This window comes from Pseudomonas sp. B3(2017) (genome assembly GCF_002113595.1).
GTDB classification, from domain to species: Bacteria; Pseudomonadota; Gammaproteobacteria; order Pseudomonadales; family Pseudomonadaceae; genus Aquipseudomonas; species Aquipseudomonas ekonensis.
In genome coordinates this window covers 1-15,996 of the sequence record NZ_NEIU01000018.1, presented here as the reverse complement: position 1 = coordinate 15,996, position 15,996 = coordinate 1, and the positions used below count along the sequence as shown (strand labels likewise).

Below are 15,996 nucleotides of genomic sequence, written 5' to 3'. Positions count from 1 at the left end.
CGCCACAAGGCTGACCACAGTGAAAATACTCAATAAACATGAAGAACGCGCGGCCACGCCGGCGCTTGAAAGGCCATATCATCCGTGAATATGCGTTCCGACTCCAGCGCCAAAGCGTCGATCCACGCGTTAAATCGTGGATCGGGCGCTCTGGGACGCCTCATTGAGTTATTCGACGAGCAGCGCATCCACCCGCTGGAAGCCACGCGGCAACTTGTTGCCCCGCCGGCCGCGCTCACCTTTGTAGTGTTCGAGGTCGTCGGCCTTCAGCGACAAGGTCCGTTTTCCGGCCTGCAGCACCAAGGTGGCGCCTTCCGGAAGGACGGCGATGTCCGTGACGTATTCTTCGCGGCTGGCCACGCGCTCACCGGGGATGCCGATGATCTTGTTGCCCTTGCCCTTACCCAATTGTGGCAGATCGCTGATCTTGAAGATCAGCAGGCGACCCTCGGTCGTCACCGACGCCAGCCAGTTCTGCTCGCGGTCGGCCACCGGACGCGGCGCGATCACCTTGGCGTTGTTCGGCAGGCTCAGCAGGGCCTTGCCGGCCTTGTTCTTGGCCTGCAGGTCCTCACCCTTGACCACAAAACCGTAGCCGGCGTCGGACGCGATCACGTACATCGCATCGTCTTCAGGCATCAGCACGCATTCGAAGGTGGCGCCGGGCGGCGGCGTCAGACGGCCGGTCAGCGGTTCGCCCTGGCCCCGGGCCGACGGCAGCGTGTGCGCGGCCAGCGAGTAGCTGCGACCGGTGGAGTCAATGAGCACGGCGAACTGGTTGGAACGCCCCGCCGCCGAGGTCTTGAAGCCGTCGCCGGCCTTGTACGACAGGCCGGTGGCGTCGATCTCGTGGCCCTTGGCCGAGCGGATCCAGCCCTTTTCCGACAGCACAACGGTCACTTTCTCGTTCGGCAGCAGGTCGTGCTCGGTCAGCGCCTTGGCCTCGGCGCGCTCGACGATCGGCGAGCGGCGGTCGTCGCCGTAGGTCTCGGCGTCCTTGAGCAGTTCGCTGCGCACCAGTTTCTTCAGCTTGGCTTCGCTGCCCAGCAGGGCTTGCAGCTTGGCCTGCTCCTTGAGCAGTTCGTCCTGCTCGTCGCGCAGCTTCATCTCTTCCAGCCGCGCCAACTGGCGCAGGCGGGTGTCGAGGATGTAGTCGGCCTGGATCTCGCTGAGGGCGAAACGCTCGATCAGCTTGGCCTTGGGCTGATCCTCGGTGCGGATGATGTGGATCACTTCATCCAGGTTGAGGTAGGCGATCAGCAAACCGTCCAACAGGTGCAGGCGGCGCTCGACCTTGTCGAGGCGGAACTGCAGGCGGCGACGGACGGTCTGCACGCGGAATTCCAGCCACTCCACCAGCAGCGCGCGCAGGTTCTTCAACTGCGGCCTGCCGTCCAGACCGATGATGTTGACGTTGACCCGGTAGGTCGATTCCAGCTCGGTGCTGGCGAACAGGTGCTGCATCAGCGCTTCGTGGTCGACGCGGCTGTTGACCGGGATGATCACGATGCGGCACGGGTTCTCGTGGTCGGATTCGTCGCGCAGGTCGGCGATCTGCGGCGCCTTCGACGGCTTGGCCTGCATCAGCGCGGCGATCTGCTCCAGCACCTTGGCCCCGGAGACCTGGTGCGGCAGCGCGGTGATGACGATGTCGCCGTCCTCGACGTGGTACACGGCGCGCATGCGCACCGAGCCCTTGCCGGTCTCGTACATCTTCACCAGGTCGGCGCGCGGCGTGATGATTTCCGCTTCGGTCGGGTAGTCCGGGCCCTGGATGTGCTCGCAGAGTTGCTCGACCGTGGCCTTCGGCTCATCGAGCAGTCGCACGCAGGCGCTGGCGACTTCGCGCAGGTTGTGCGGCGGCACGTCGGTGGCCATGCCCACGGCGATGCCGGTGGTGCCGTTGAGCAGGATGTTCGGCAGGCGCGCCGGCAGCACCAGCGGTTCCTGCAGGGTGCCGTCGAAGTTCGGGCCCCAGTCCGCCGTGCCCTGGCCCAGTTCGCTGAGCAGCACCTCGGAGTAGCGCGACAGGCGGGCTTCGGTGTAGCGCATGGCGGCGAAGGACTTCGGATCGTCCGGCGCACCCCAGTTGCCCTGGCCGTCCACCAGCGTGTAGCGGTAGCTGAACGGCTGGGCCATCAGCACCATCGCTTCGTAGCACGCCGAGTCGCCGTGGGGGTGGAACTTGCCGAGCACGTCGCCGACGGTGCGCGCCGACTTCTTGTGCTTGGCGTCGGCATCCAGCCCCAGCTCGCTCATGGCGTAGACGATACGCCGCTGCACGGGTTTCAGGCCGTCGCCGATATGCGGCAGGGCACGGTCCATGATCACGTACATGGAGTAGTTGAGGTAGGCATTTTCGGTGAAGTCAGCCAGCGACCGGCGTTCCACACCGTCCAGGCTGAGATCAAGGGAGTCGCTCATGCGGGCCTCATCGGTTCGTTGTCTGGCGCAGCAGCATGGTGCCGCCGCGCTGGGTGAATTCAAGTTTGTTCAGGGCGCTCATGCCGAGCAGCACCTGTTCGCCGTGCAGGCCGGGCGCCACCAGTGCGCGGACGTCCCGCAGCACGATGTCGCCCAGTTGCAGGCGGTCGATCCGGGTACGGTAGCCCTGGCTCAGGCCGTTGGCCGTGCTCAGGGTCACGCCGAACCCCTCTTCCAGTTTCAGGCGCGCGGCCAGGTCCGCCGGGATCGACACGTCGGTCGCGCCGGTGTCGAGCATGAACTCCACCGTCTGACCGTTGATCTGGCCGCTGGCGACGAAATGCCCTTGGGCATTGCCGGCCAGTTTCACCTCGATGTAGCCGTCGCCCTGTTCAGAGCTGACCACCACGTTGGGGTTCTGCTGACGCTCTTCCCACTGGCCGAAGAACCGCGTGGCCAGAAACAGCGCCGCGCACCAGGCCAGGATCATCATCACCCGGCCGGCGCGCTTGCCCGGCGGCTGCGGGCTCATGGCTTGGCGCTCCAGCCGCCGTCGGGGGCGGCAAAGCGCCAGACGATCGGACGCTTCTCGCCGTCGGCGCGGGCGCCGTCGTTGTTGTCGAGGCCGATCCAGGCGCCCTGGGCGTCGATCACCAGCGCCTCCGCCAGCCCGTAGGGCTGCGGATAACGGCGTTTTTCCTGCAAGGCGTCTTCGGCGAACGACCAGCAGCGCTCGACCTTGGCCGTCTCCAGGTCGCGCCGGCAGATCTGGAACGCATTGCGCTCCAGGGTGAACAGCTTGCCGTCGAACAGCGACAGGTCGGCGAAGTCACGGGTGACCGCCCGGGCCTTGGGAAACTGCGGCGGCTGCATCTCGACGCCGGCTTCGCTGAGCAGCACGCAGCCGCCGTCGCAGTCCCACACCGTCTGCTGGCGCTTGATCCGCAGCAGGCCGCGGCGCTCACGCTCGGCGGCCAGCCACATCCGGTCGCCCGCCGGGTTGATCGCCAACCCTTCGAACAGGGCGTTGAAGTGCAGCAGCATGCCGCTGGCCCGGGCCTCGCGCACCAGCAGCGGCGAGATCTTCAGCCACGCGGCCTGCCCTTGCGCCGGCACTTGCAGCACCGCCGCATGGGCCTCGCTGACGACGTAGCGGTTGCCCGCGCCGTCGCAGGCGATGCCTTCGAAGTCCAGGTCGCCGCCGCGCACGAACGAAGCCGCCCAGGTGCGCGAACTGATGCCCCACGGCAGGCCGCTGTCCGGCACCGGCGGAGGGTCGATGCGCACGGTTTCCGCGCGCCAGACCGGGTCGCGGGTGTCGAGGCGGTAGATCTGGTCATCGTCGCGGTCCGACACGGTCCACAGCTCGTTGCCGCACAGCGCGAGCCCCGACAGGTTGCCGCCGCGCATGCCTTCGACCGGGTGCTCGGCCAGCAGCCGCAGCTGCGGCGCCGGCTCGGCGGACGCCATTGTCCAGGCAAACGTCGAAGCCAGCAGCAACGCACCCGCCAGGATCCCGCCAAACCGCATCAGGCCTGCACCTCGGCAAGGTTGCCCTTGGACTCCAGCCAGGTCTTGCGGTCGCCGGCGCGTTTCTTCGCCAGCAGCATGTCCATGATTTCCGAGGTCTGGGCGTAGTCTTCGCCCAGCGTCAGCTGCACCAGGCGCCGGGTGTTCGGATCCATGGTGGTTTCACGCAGCTGCGGCGGGTTCATCTCGCCCAGGCCCTTGAATCGGGTGACCTGCGGCTTGCCGCGCTTCTTCTCGGCCACAAAGCGGTCGAGGATCCCGTCGCGCTCGGGTTCGTCCAGGGCGTAGTAGATCTCTTTGCCCAGGTCGATGCGGAACAGCGGCGGCATCGCGACATAGACGTGGCCGGCATCCACCAACGGGCGGAAGTGCTGGACGAACAGCGCGCACAGCAGGGTCGCGATATGCAGGCCGTCGGAGTCGGCGTCGGCGAGGATGCAGATCTTGCCGTAGCGCAGCTGGCTCATGTCCTCGGCGCCCGGGTCGACGCCGATGGCCACCGCGATGTTGTGCACTTCCTGACTGGCCAGCACTTCGCTGCCGTCGACTTCCCAGGTGTTGAGGATCTTGCCGCGCAGCGGCAGGATCGCCTGGAATTCCTTGTCCCGCGCCTGCTTGGCCGAGCCGCCGGCGGAGTCGCCCTCCACCAGGAACAGTTCGGAACGCATCGGGTCCTGGCCTGCGCAGTCCGCCAGCTTGCCCGGCAGCGCCGGGCCCTGGGTGACGCGCTTGCGCTCGACCTTCTTGCTCGCCTTCAGGCGGCGGCCGGCGTTGTTGATCGCCAGTTCCGCCAGGGCCAGGCCGGTCTCCGGGTTGGCGTTGAGCCACAGGCTGAACGCGTCCTTGACCACGCCGGAGACGAACGCCGCCGCCTCGCGGGACGACAGGCGCTCCTTGGTCTGGCCTGAGAACTGCGGCTCCTGCATCTTCATCGACAGCACGAAGGCGATGCGCTCCCAGACGTCTTCCGGCGCCAGCTTCACGCCGCGCGGCAGCAGGCTGCGGAATTCGCAGAACTCGCGCATCGCGTCGAGCAGGCCCTGGCGCAGGCCGTTGACGTGGGTGCCGCCCTGGGCCGTGGGGATCAGGTTGACGTAGCTTTCCTGCACCGCGTCGCCACCCTCGGGCAGCCACAGCAGCGCCCAGTCCACGGCTTCCTTGTTGCCGGCCAGGTTGCCGCAGAACGGCTCGTTCGGCAGGCGCTCGAATTCGCTGACCGCGTCCACCAGGTAGGAGCGCAGGCCGTCTTCGTAGTGCCACTCGACCTTCTCGCCGGTGCTCTTGTCCTCAAACGTCACCGACAGGCCCGGGCACAGGACGGCCTTGGCCTTGAGCACGTGCTTGAGGCGGCTGATGGAGAACTTGGCGGAGTCGAAATACTTCGGGTCCGGCGAGAAGAACACGCTGGTGCCGGTGTTGCGCTTGCCGACGGTGCCGACGATCTCAAGCTCGGACGCCTTGAAGCCGTCCTTGAACGTCATCTGGTATTCGTTGCCGTCGCGCTTGACCCGCACGCGGACTTCGGTCGACAGGGCGTTGACCACCGAGATGCCCACGCCGTGCAGGCCGCCGGAGAACTGGTAGTTCTTGTTGGAGAACTTGCCGCCGGCATGGAGCTTGGTGAGGATCAGCTCGACGCCCGACACGCCCTCTTCCGGGTGGATGTCCACCGGCATGCCGCGGCCGTCGTCGCAGACCTCCAGCGAGTGGTCGGGGTGGAGGATGACCTGCACCGACTTGGCGTGGCCGGCCAGGGCTTCGTCGACGCTGTTGTCGATGACTTCCTGGGCGAGGTGGTTCGGCCGACTGGTGTCGGTGTACATGCCGGGGCGCTTGCGCACCGGGTCGAGGCCCGAGAGGACTTCGATGGCGTCGGCGTTATAGGAGCTAGCGCTGGGAGTGGCCATAGGGTCTCGTCGTCAGTGATTCAGTGAAAATGGGGCAAGGTTTCACAGTGCGGTGAAATCGATTGCCTGATACATATCGGCGCCGATGCCGGCAAACCCGAGCAGCGCCGGCAATTGCGCGGCAAAACCTTGATAGCCGTGGTCGCCGCCGGCCTGGATGCGCAACGCACAGGCCCGGTAATACCGCTGGGCGAGGCGATAGTCCAGCGTTTCGTCGCCGGTCTGCAGCCACACCTGATAGCGCTGCGGATCCTGGGGCGCCGGCACTTCCAGTTCGGCCAGGGCCGTGACGTGGTCGTGGGTCAGCTCCCAGGTTTCGTCGGTGTACAGGTTTTTCTGCGTGCCCAGGAACCCGTCGAACATCCGGTGCGGGCTGACGGCCGGGTTGACCAGCAAGGCCTTCAGGCCATGGCGCTCGGCCAAGTGAGTCGCATAGTAGCCGCCGAGCGAGCTTCCCACCAGCAGCGGCCGGCCCAGCTCGGCGATCGCCTGTTCCAACTGACCGATGGCTTCGCGGGGATGGTGATGCAGCGCCGGAACCCGCAATTGGCCGCCCAGGCCCAGCCGCTCCATCACTTCGACCAGCTGACAGGCCTTTTTCGAGGCCGGAGCGCTGTTGAAACCGTGGATGTAGAGGATCGAACCGGACATTTGAGCTCCCTGGGCGTCGGCGAAGAAATGCGGAGTCTACAGGGAGTCAGCCGGTTCGGGGACGTTTGTGCGGACGCCTTCGCGGGCATGCCCGCTCCCGCAGGGAGCAGCGCTGCCGTTGGAGGGCTCAGTAGCCGTTGGAGCCGTAGTCGATGGTGAAGTCGAACCCGGTCACGCGCTCCACGCCGGTCTCCAGCCGCCCGTCCGGCAACAGCCGCAGCCAGCGGTAGCCCGGCGCCTGTTCGCCGACCTTGAAGTCGTCGCTGCCCGGCTCGAACTGGATGCAGGTCGAGGGCGAGGCGATCAGCCGCACGCCGTTGCGCTCGCGGTCTATTTCCTGGTGCACGTGCCCCCACAGCACCGCCCGAACCTGGGGAAAGCGGTCCAGCACCTCGAAGAACGCCTCGGGGTTGCGCAGGCCGATCGGCGCCATCCACGCGCACCCGATGGGCACCGGGTGATGATGGAAGCACACCAGATGATGGCGCTCGGGCGCCTCGCTCAGGGCGCGGGCGAGCAATTGCAGCTGCTCGTCCTGCAAGTACCCCGGCACCGAGCCGGGCACCGCCGAATCGAGCAGCGTCACCCGCCAGTTGCCGATGTCCACCACCGGTTCAAGCAACGCGCTCTGCACGGCCGCCTCGGCCATGACCTGCGGTTCGTCGTGGTTGCCGGGGATCCACCGCGAAGGGGCGTCGATCTGTTCGGCCAGGCGGCGAAACGCCTGGTAGGACGCCAGCGTGCCGTCCTGGGACAGGTCGCCGGTGGCGATCATCAGGTCGATCCGCGGCTGCTGGCCGAGCACCAGTTCGATGACCTTCTGCAGGCTGTCGCGGGTGTTCATGCCCAGCAGGGTGCCGTCCGCTTCGGCAAACAGGTGGCTGTCGGACAACTGCACCAGCAACGCCGCATCGGCGGTGGTCAACGTGGATACGCTCGGCAAGGCGTTCTCCCAGGCGGAATCACAAAGGGTGCGGCAATTATGCTGGGGGATCGGCAAAAGGGGAAACCGGCGAACCGGACGCAGTTCACAACTCGCCGCTATCGGACCGCCGCGTACTCGTGGCCGCAGGCCAGGCAGTGGCTCAGCCATTCGCCGAGGAACAGGTTGAGCTGGGCCTTTTCGTCCGGCTGGTGCATGGCCGCGTTCGGATAAGGGTAGATACCGCGAAAGCGCCGCGAGTGCTCGGCGCTGATGACTTCGGCCATGCGCGCGTCGTGGTAGACCTGCACCTCCAGCTGCGGCACCGGCAGCCACGGCAGGCTGTGCTCCTGGCGCACCTGCAGGGTCGTGGTGTACGGGCAGGCCTGCAGCACTTCCAGGGTCAGCACGCCAAGCATCTGGTCGCCCTGGGTCATGGCGATGCGCCGCGCCTGGGGTTCGTGGCGCATGTCCGGCAGCAGGCGCATCAGACGCGCGTAGTTCGCCTCGCAGGCCGCCTGCAGCCCCGCCAGGTCGACCCGGTAGCGGTCGCGCTGCAGGCTTACGACCATAGCCCCCTCACTTCGGCGCGGTTCAGCGCCAGCCAGTGCAGGGCGATGATGCTCGCCGCATTGGCGATGCGACCGTCGCGCACCGCCTGCAGGGCATCTTCGAAGGCCCAGACCGTGACGCGAATGTCCTCGGCCTCCTCGACCAGCCCGTGCAGGCCGCCGACGCCTTCGGTGCTGCAGCGCCCCAGGTACAGGTGGACGAATTCGTCGCTGCCCCCCGGCGACGGGAAATAGCGGGTCATCGGCCACAGGGCCTTGATGTCCAGCCCGGCCTCTTCCTGGGCCTCGCGGCGGGCGACCTCTTCCGGCTCCTCGTCCTTGTCGATCAGGCCGGCGACCAGTTCCACCAGCCAAGGGTTGTCGGTCTTGTCCAGCGCGCCGATGCGGAATTGCTCGATCAGCACCACTTCATCGCGCTGCGGATCGTAAGGCAGCATGCACACCGCGTCGTGGCGCACGAACAGCTCGCGGTCGATCTCACGGCTCATGCCGCCGTCGAACAGCTCATGGCGCAGGTAGAGCCGGTCGAGCCGGTAGAAGCCCTTGTAGCACTGCTCGCGCCGCACGATATCAACGGCGCTCGGAGTGGTTTTGGCGAAATCGGTCATGAGCATCCTCTTTACTGCGAATCCGACACGAGGCGCCTCTTGGTCACTTGCGGCCTCGACTTCGCGCCATCCTAACGCGCCCGTACGGTTTGATGCAGCCCCTTTACCGTCAGCGGGATGGACGGTGGAGGCGAAACCCACTCTAATTAGCTTAGTGGCGAACTGACTGCTCCGTTGAGAGTCGAAGCCGTAACTTTTTCGCCTTCCCCTGCTTTCGAAAGGACGTCCATGTCGCTTTTCAAAATCGCTTCCGTGGCTGCCGTCGCCCTGACCCTGGGCGCCTGCGCCAGCCTGTTCCAGCCCAACTACCGCACGCCGCTGGAAACCGTCCGCGACGCGTCCGAACAGCTCAAGCCCGGCTGCGCCAACGCCGACTGCCCGCTGGTGAACATCGACACCCTGCGCTTCCCGGCCGAGCCTGCGCTGGACGGCATCATCGAAAAACGCCTGCTGCAGATGACCCGCACCGAACCGGGCGCCCCGAGCGCGCCGACCCTGGCGGCCTACCGCGAGCAGTTCCTGCGCGACGCCGGCCCGCGCAACAGCAGCTACCTGCAGGCCAAGGTACGCGAGCAGCATGACGGACTGGTGATCGTCGAACTGTCGAGCTACCTCGACACCGGCGGCGCCCACGGCACGCCAGGGCGCGGCTTCATCAACTATTCGCGCCAGCAGCACAAGGTGCTGACCCTTTCGGACATGCTGCTGCCGGGCCAGGAAGAGGCGTTCTGGAAGGCTGCGCAAGTGGCGCACAACAGCTGGCTGATCAGCACCAAGCTCGATCAGGAAGCGGATTTCGTGAAGAACTGGCCGTTCGTGAAGACCCCGAACGTGGCGCTGACCTACGGCGGCGTCATCCTCAAGTACGACGTGACCACCATCGCGCCTTACGCGCTGGGCCACGTCGAACTGAAGATCCCCTACCCGCGCCTGAACGGCATCCTCAAGCCTGAGCTGTTTCCCGGCCGTAACTGAAGGCCCGGCCAAGCACCAGCTGCAGCAGCCCTGCCAGCACCAGCGCCGGCAGGGTCGCGCCCACGTCCGGATACAGGTTGGCCAGCAGGTGATAGGTGCTGATGCCGCCCAGCCAGGCCAACAGCGCCGGCCAGCGCAGCGCGGTTGAAGCGGTCTGGCCGCTGCGCTTGCGCAGGATGAAGTGATCCACCAGCACCACGCCGAACAGCGGCGCGAACACCGAACCGATCAGCAGCAGGAAATTCTGGTACTGGGCCAACGGCGCCAGCAGCGCGATCAGGGTGCAGACCACGCCGATGGCCAGCGCCAGATGCTCCACCTTCAGCCGCAGCAGGATCCCGCTGGACACCGCCGCCGAGTGGATGTCGGCGAAAGCGTTCTCCGACTCGTCCAGCAGGATCAGCAGCAGCGGAATCCCCAGCCCCGCCCCGGCCAATGCCAGCAGCAGCGCGTTGACTTCACCGCTCGGCGCGAACGCCAGGGTGTAGGCCACGCCCAGGCTCATCAGCCAGAAGTTGCCGATGAAGAAACCGACGGCGGTGCCGCCGAACACGTTCTTCGCCCGCTTGCCGAAACGCGAGTAGTCGGCGATCAGCGGCAGCCACGACAGCGGCATGGCGATGGCGATGTCGAAGCCCACGGCGAACGGCATCGAACCGTCGCCCGAACGCGCCCACAGGGCCGCCAGGTCAGCCTTGGCGAACAGGTTCCAGGTCAGCCAGACGCACGCGGCCAACAGCAGCCAGATACCCCACTTGCGCAGGATCTTGCGCACGAACGTCAGCGGCCCGCTCACGGCCAGGAGCGTGGCCAGCGCACCGAAGAACAGCGTCCACAGCACCGGGTTCGCCCACAGTGAACCCTCGCTGAATGCGCGGGTGCCGAGCAGGCTGGCGGCGTCGCGCATGACGATGATCTCGAACGAGCCCCAGCCGATCAGTTGCAGCAGGTTGAGCAGCGCCGGCAGGCTCGCGCCCTGGCGGCCGAGGCTGAGCTTGAGCGCCGCCATCGACGACAGGCCCGTGTCGCTGCCGATCACGCCGACGGCGGCCAACAGCAGGACACCCACCAGCGTGCCGAGGAAGATCGCCAGCAACGCGCCCGACAGGCCCAGGCCCGGCGCCAGCAGCGCACCGGTCTGCAGCACCATCAGGCCGATGCCGAGGGAGAACCACAGGGAAAACAGATCACGGCCGCCGAACACGCGCTTGTCGGCGGGCACGGCGAGGTCGGGGGAATAGGTGCTGGGTTGAATGCTCAAGGGTGTTATCTCAGAGGGACATGTGTTGTTGTGTCGATCGCTATCGCCGGCAGGCTGGCTCCCACACAGAACTCGCGAACGCCGCAAATCCTTTGTGGGAGCCAGCCTGCCGGCGATGGGGCCTGTGCAGGCCCCTTTTTTACGGCCGGATCAAACCTTCTTGTACAGCTGGCTGCCTTCCTTCTTGAACCGCTCGGCCTGCTCGGCCATGCCCTGGGCGACGTCCACGTCCACCGCGTCGATCCGCTGGTTGGCCGCGTATTCGCGCACTTCCTGGGTGATCTTCATCGAGCAGAACTTCGGCCCGCACATCGAACAGAAATGCGCGACCTTGGCCGAGTCCTTCGGCAGGGTCTCGTCGTGGAACGAACGGGCGGTGTCCGGATCCAGGCCGAGGTTGAACTGGTCTTCCCAGCGGAACTCGAACCGTGCCTTGCTCAAGGCGTTGTCGCGGATCTGCGCGCCCGGGTGCCCCTTGGCCAGGTCGGCGGCGTGGGCCGCGATCTTGTAGGTGATGATCCCGGTCTTCACGTCATCCTTGTTCGGCAGGCCCAGGTGCTCCTTCGGCGTCACGTAGCAGAGCATGGCGCAGCCGAACCAGCCGATCATCGCCGCACCGATGCCGGAGGTGATGTGGTCGTAGCCCGGCGCGATGTCGGTGGTCAGGGGGCCGAGGGTGTAGAACGGCGCCTCGTCGCAGCATTCCAGCTGCTTGTCCATGTTCTCCTTGATCAACTGCATCGGCACGTGGCCCGGGCCTTCGATCATGCACTGCACGTCGTGCTTCCAGGCGATCTTGGTCAGCTCGCCCAGGGTCTCCAGTTCGCCGAACTGCGCTTCGTCGTTGGCGTCGGCGATGGAGCCCGGACGCAGGCCGTCGCCCAGCGAGAAGCTGACGTCGTAGGCCTTCATGATTTCGCAGATTTCTTCGAAGTGGGTGTAGAGGAAGTTTTCCTTGTGGTGCGCCAGGCACCACTTGGCCATGATCGAACCGCCGCGGGACACGATGCCGGTCACCCGCTTGGCGGTCAGCGGCACGTAGCGCAGCAGCACGCCGGCGTGGATGGTGAAGTAGTCCACGCCCTGCTCCGCCTGCTCGATCAGCGTGTCGCGGAACAGCTCCCAGGTCAGGTTTTCGGCCACGCCGTTGACCTTCTCCAGCGCCTGGTAGATCGGCACCGTGCCGATCGGCACCGGCGAGTTGCGGATGATCCACTCGCGGGTCTCGTGGATGTGCTTGCCGGTGGACAGATCCATCACGGTGTCCGAGCCCCAGCGGATGCCCCAGGTCAGTTTCGCCACTTCTTCTTCGATGGACGAACCCAGGGCGCTGTTGCCGATGTTGCCGTTGATCTTCACCAGGAAGTTGCGGCCGATGATCATCGGTTCCAGTTCGGGGTGGTTGATGTTGGCCGGAATGATCGCGCGGCCCCGGGCGATCTCTTCGCGCACGAACTCAGGGGTGATTTCCTTGGGGATGCTCGCGCCGAAGCTGTGGCCGGCGTGCTGCTGCTTCAGGAGGCCGGCGGCGCGGGCCTCCTGCAGCTTCATGTTTTCGCGGATGGCGACGTATTCCATCTCGGCGGTGATGATGCCCTTGCGCGCGTAGTGCATCTGGCTGACGTTGGCCCCGGCCTTGGCGCGGCGCGGGTTGTTGACGTGGGCGAAGCGCAGCTTGGTCAGCTCGGGGTCGGCGAGGCGCTGCTGGCCGAAGTCCGAGCTCAGGCCGGCCAGGCGCTCGGTGTCGCCGCGGTCTTCGATCCAGGCCGAACGCACGTCGCCCAGGCCCTTGCGCACGTCGATCACCACGTTCGGGTCGGTGTACGGGCCCGAGGTGTCGTAGACGGTGACGGGGGCGTTGATCTCGCCGCCGAAGTCGGTAGGGGTCACATCGAGGGTGATTTCGCGCATCGGCACGCGGATGTCCGGGCGCGAGCCCTGAACGTAGACTTTTTGCGAACGGGTGAACGGCTGAACCGACTGCTCATCGACCTTGGCCGAATCACTGAGGTTGATCGCGCTTTTTTCTTTTGTCGTCATCACGGGCTCTCCAGACAGCATCCAGGCAGTGGATTGTCGGGGCAGAACCTGAAAGGCACGGACGCACCGGGGGCGGTGCTGTGCATCGTCGTCGAGCGTTCGATTGTCGAACAATTTCCCGGACGAAGCACAAGAGGACTCGCCGGGCTGACGAGAAATCTTGTTCCCTACGCAGGCGCTAACCTGATCAGGTTCAACGGGATCCGAAATGATTCGATCTCAGCCTCACAGCAAGGCACCCCGACAAGAACCTGGCCAGTCTAGACACAACCGCCGAAGAACGCCAACGCCACGGCAAACACCATGATGAATGGCGCAATCGCACGGCTCGCCAGGATTGTGAGGGGCCCGAAGCGCTACTACACTCGCCTTGCCCCGCTGCGCCTTGACGCTGCGCAGGCCGCGCCTTACCTTTGGCGCCCGGATTATTCTCATAATATTCAAGCTAGGGATCGCCTCATGCTGCGCAAACTCTCACTGGCTGTCGCCGTGTCCTGTGCGTCCAATGCCATGGCCTGGGCAGCGGAAGCGCCGTTGTCGACCAAGACCGATCTGGTCAGCGTCTACCAGGAAGCGGTCGACAACAACGCCGACCTGGCCGCCGCCCGCGCCCAGTACGGCGCCCAGAAGGAAGTGGTGCCCCAGGCCCGCGCCGGGCTGCTGCCCAACCTCTCCGGCGGCGCCGAAGTGGCCAACGTGCGCACCAGCATCGATCAGCCGTCGGCCACCGCCAACCGCAGCGCCCATTCCTATCAGGCGACCCTGGCCCAGCCGCTGTTCCGCGCCGACCGCTGGTTCCAGTACCAGGCCGCCAAGGACGTCAACGAGCAGGCCGCCCTGCAACTGTCCGCCACCGAGCAGAACCTGATCCTGCAATCGGCGGAAAGCTACTTCAACGTGCTGCGCAGCCAGGACAACCTGGCCTCGACCAAGGCCGAGGAAGCCGCGTTCAAGCGCCAGCTCGACCAGTCCAACGAACGCTTCGACGTGGGCCTGTCGGACAAGACCGACGTGCTCCAGTCCCAGGCCAGCTACGACACCGCCCGGGCCAACCGGATCGTCGCCCAGCGCCAGGTGGACGATGCGTTCGAGGCGCTGATCACCCTGACCAACCGTCAGTACAACTCGATCCAGGGCATCGTGCACACGCTGCCGATCCTGCCGCCGGCGCCGAACGACGCCAAGGCCTGGGTCGACACCGCCGCCAGGCAGAACCTCAACCTGCTGGCCAGCAACTACGCGGTCAGCTCGGCGGAAGAGACCCTCAAGCAACGCAAGGCCGGCCACTTGCCGACCCTCGATGCGGTGGCCAAATACGAAAAGGGCGACAACGATGCCCTCGGCTTCGCCAACCCGAACGCCTTCGGCACGCCCTACCGCGGCAACGTCGAGCAGGGCACCGTGGGCCTGCAACTGAACATCCCGATCTACAGCGGCGGGCTGACCAGCTCCCAGGTGCGCCAGTCCTATGCGCAACTGGACCAGAGCGAGCAGCAACGCGAATCCTTGCGCCGGCAGATCGTCGAAAGCACCCGCAACCTGCACCGCGCGGTCAACACCGACGTCGAGCAGGTGCAGGCGCGCCGCCAGTCGATCATCTCCAACCAGAGCGCGGTGGAAGCCACCGAAATCGGTTATCAGGTGGGCACGCGCAACATCGTCGACGTGCTCGACGCCCAGCGCCAGCTCTACACCTCGGTGCGCAACTACAACAACACCCGCTACGACTACATCCTCGACAACCTGCGCCTGAAGCAGGCGGCCGGCACGCTCAACCCCGGCGACCTGCAGGATCTGACCCGCTACCTCAAGCCCGACTACAACCCGGACAAGGACTTCCTGCCGCCGGACCTGGCCAAGGCGGCCGAAGAGCAGCTCAAGGCCCGTCCTTGAGGGCAGCAGAAACCCGCAGAAATGCGGGTTTTTTGTGGTTGCGCAACGGCAACGGCGCCAGATAGTCATTGCGCGAAAACATCCCTTTTTTCGTGGTGCCGGCCGTTGGCGCGCTCATGCCGACGCCTCGGCTTGAGCCGCCAATTCCGCTTCGCGCTGGGCGATGGCGGCTGCAAGCGCCGGGGAGCGTTGGGCCCATTGCTCGGGGGGCAGGGGTTTTGACCATTCGAGGATGTCGGGATGGAGCAGGTCGGGGGGTGGCGATAACTTCCAGGCTTGCAGCATCATCGCCAAGGGCACGTTCATGAAGATCGCACCTATCACCAACCACACCGCCTTGCCGAACTCCTGCGCCACCCAGTATTGCCGGATGCCATCCAGGTATTCACAAGTGATGCCCCAGATAACGCCTCGACCCCGCAGCTTTTCCCGGCCGCCCTCAAAGTCGTTGGTCTGCGGCAAAACCTGCGGCCCGATCTCCATGTAACTGCGCATGCACTCCCACAACGCCATCGCCGTGGTGCCGCCGCCGCAAGGGAAGCCCAGCGAAAAATGCCTGTTGTCCTCGCCGGCGGTCGGGTCGGGGTTTTCGAAGCCGATGACCAGCAGGCCCATCGTAACCCTGCCGCCTTGACTGACCGATGAATGCTGGGTGGCGGCGGCGGTCACGGTTTCCCAGGGGACGATCCAGTATTCGCCGTTGTCGCGGGGCACGCAGACTTCGCGGCGCTGGCGGTTGAAGCGGACGGGCAAGGGGACTTCGCGGAAGAGGCCTCGGATGAACCAAAAAATTGGGAGGGCCATGATGCATGCGCCGAGGATCAGAACATCTTGACTGAAATCAGAATTCAGATTTCGAGTAAAAAATGACATGGCTAAAAACAACATCACCATCGGCCAAAGCACCATCACCGCCGAGCCAATGCTGTAGTTGCCGATGTCAATAAAGACGTCGTTCTTGCGCCAGATGGTATTGAGCATGTCACAGGGTTTCTCCCCCGTAGGGATCGGCAACGGCGCCAGATAGTCATTGCGCGAAAACATCCCTTTCTTCGTGGTGCCGGCCGCTGGCGTGCTCATGCCGGCGCCTCGGATTGAGCCGCCAATTCCGCTTCGCGCTGGGCGATGGCGGCTGCAAGCGCCGGGGAGCGTTGGGCCCATTGCTCGGGCGGCAGGGGTTTTGACCATTCGAGGATGTCGGGGTGGGACAGGT

14 protein-coding genes and 1 riboswitch are annotated in these 15,996 nt (G+C 65.6%); of the genes, 2 read left to right on the top strand and 12 right to left on the bottom strand.

Annotated elements, in window-relative coordinates; genetic code table 11:
• Positions 1–168: 168 nt before the first annotated feature.
• From parC to CAG33_RS22465, 8 genes are all read right to left on the bottom strand, one after another.
• Positions 169–2,424 (bottom strand): DNA topoisomerase IV subunit A, encoded by a 2,256-nt coding sequence (gene parC / locus CAG33_RS22500; protein ID WP_085582930.1) that lies wholly within the window; start codon positions 2,422–2,424, stop codon positions 169–171.
• Between the two features lie 7 nt (positions 2,425–2,431).
• Positions 2,432–2,956: a TIGR02281 family clan AA aspartic protease gene (locus tag CAG33_RS22495; protein ID WP_085582932.1), complete on the bottom strand. Its 525-nt coding sequence runs from the start codon at positions 2,954–2,956 to the stop codon at positions 2,432–2,434.
• Positions 2,953–3,954 (bottom strand): esterase-like activity of phytase family protein, encoded by a 1,002-nt coding sequence (locus CAG33_RS22490; protein ID WP_085640583.1) that lies wholly within the window; start codon positions 3,952–3,954, stop codon positions 2,953–2,955. Before CAG33_RS22490 ends, CAG33_RS22495 begins: the two co-directional genes overlap by 4 nt.
• Positions 3,954–5,861, bottom strand: a complete 1,908-nt coding sequence (parE, locus tag CAG33_RS22485; RefSeq protein ID WP_085582936.1) for a DNA topoisomerase IV subunit B — start codon at positions 5,859–5,861, stop codon at positions 3,954–3,956. The genes CAG33_RS22490 and parE overlap by 1 nt, the downstream gene beginning before the upstream one ends.
• Before the next feature lie 42 nt (positions 5,862–5,903).
• Complete coding sequence (locus tag CAG33_RS22480; RefSeq protein ID WP_085582938.1) at positions 5,904–6,512, bottom strand: YqiA/YcfP family alpha/beta fold hydrolase; 609 nt, start codon at positions 6,510–6,512, stop codon at positions 5,904–5,906.
• A 127-nt stretch (positions 6,513–6,639) separates the two neighbouring features.
• A complete protein-coding gene (cpdA, locus tag CAG33_RS22475; RefSeq protein WP_085582940.1) occupies positions 6,640–7,455 on the bottom strand; it encodes a 3',5'-cyclic-AMP phosphodiesterase in 816 nt (271 codons plus the stop codon).
• 98 nt (positions 7,456–7,553) lie between these two features.
• Positions 7,554–8,006 (bottom strand): DUF1249 domain-containing protein, encoded by a 453-nt coding sequence (locus tag CAG33_RS22470; RefSeq protein WP_085582942.1) that lies wholly within the window; start codon positions 8,004–8,006, stop codon positions 7,554–7,556.
• On the bottom strand, positions 7,997–8,614 hold the full coding sequence (locus CAG33_RS22465; RefSeq protein ID WP_085582944.1) for an NUDIX domain-containing protein: 618 nt from the start codon (positions 8,612–8,614) through the stop codon (positions 7,997–7,999). The genes CAG33_RS22470 and CAG33_RS22465 overlap by 10 nt, the downstream gene beginning before the upstream one ends.
• 228 nt (positions 8,615–8,842) lie before the next feature.
• On the opposite strand from CAG33_RS22465, the gene CAG33_RS22460 reads away from it, so the two are divergent.
• Positions 8,843–9,589: an RsiV family protein gene (locus CAG33_RS22460; protein WP_085582946.1), complete on the top strand. Its 747-nt coding sequence runs from the start codon at positions 8,843–8,845 to the stop codon at positions 9,587–9,589.
• Here CAG33_RS22460 and cytX read toward each other — a convergent pair.
• Both cytX and thiC read right to left on the bottom strand, forming a co-directional pair.
• Positions 9,558–10,850 carry a putative hydroxymethylpyrimidine transporter CytX gene (cytX, locus tag CAG33_RS22455; protein ID WP_085582948.1) on the bottom strand — a complete coding sequence of 431 codons (1,293 nt, stop codon included), beginning with the start codon at positions 10,848–10,850 and terminating at the stop codon, positions 9,558–9,560. The genes CAG33_RS22460 and cytX overlap by 32 nt on opposite strands.
• Positions 10,851–11,000: 150 nt before the next feature.
• Positions 11,001–12,890, bottom strand: coding sequence for a phosphomethylpyrimidine synthase ThiC (thiC, locus tag CAG33_RS22450; RefSeq protein ID WP_085640582.1), 1,890 nt, complete (start codon positions 12,888–12,890; stop codon positions 11,001–11,003).
• Between the two features lie 147 nt (positions 12,891–13,037).
• Positions 13,038–13,143: riboswitch (TPP riboswitch) on the bottom strand.
• Positions 13,144–13,349: 206 nt separating this feature from the next.
• On the opposite strand from thiC, the gene CAG33_RS22445 reads away from it, so the two are divergent.
• Positions 13,350–14,783 carry a TolC family outer membrane protein gene (locus CAG33_RS22445; protein ID WP_085640581.1) on the top strand — a complete coding sequence of 478 codons (1,434 nt, stop codon included), beginning with the start codon at positions 13,350–13,352 and terminating at the stop codon, positions 14,781–14,783.
• Here CAG33_RS22445 and CAG33_RS28845 read toward each other — a convergent pair.
• Together CAG33_RS28845 and CAG33_RS22440 are read right to left on the bottom strand one after the other, a co-directional pair.
• Positions 14,767–14,901 carry a hypothetical protein gene (locus tag CAG33_RS28845; RefSeq protein ID WP_256575690.1) on the bottom strand — a complete coding sequence of 45 codons (135 nt, stop codon included), beginning with the start codon at positions 14,899–14,901 and terminating at the stop codon, positions 14,767–14,769. The genes CAG33_RS22445 and CAG33_RS28845 overlap by 17 nt on opposite strands.
• Positions 14,898–15,863 carry a hypothetical protein gene (locus CAG33_RS22440; RefSeq protein WP_085640580.1) on the bottom strand — a complete coding sequence of 322 codons (966 nt, stop codon included), beginning with the start codon at positions 15,861–15,863 and terminating at the stop codon, positions 14,898–14,900. Before CAG33_RS22440 ends, CAG33_RS28845 begins: the two co-directional genes overlap by 4 nt.
• Positions 15,864–15,996 lie beyond the last annotated feature (133 nt).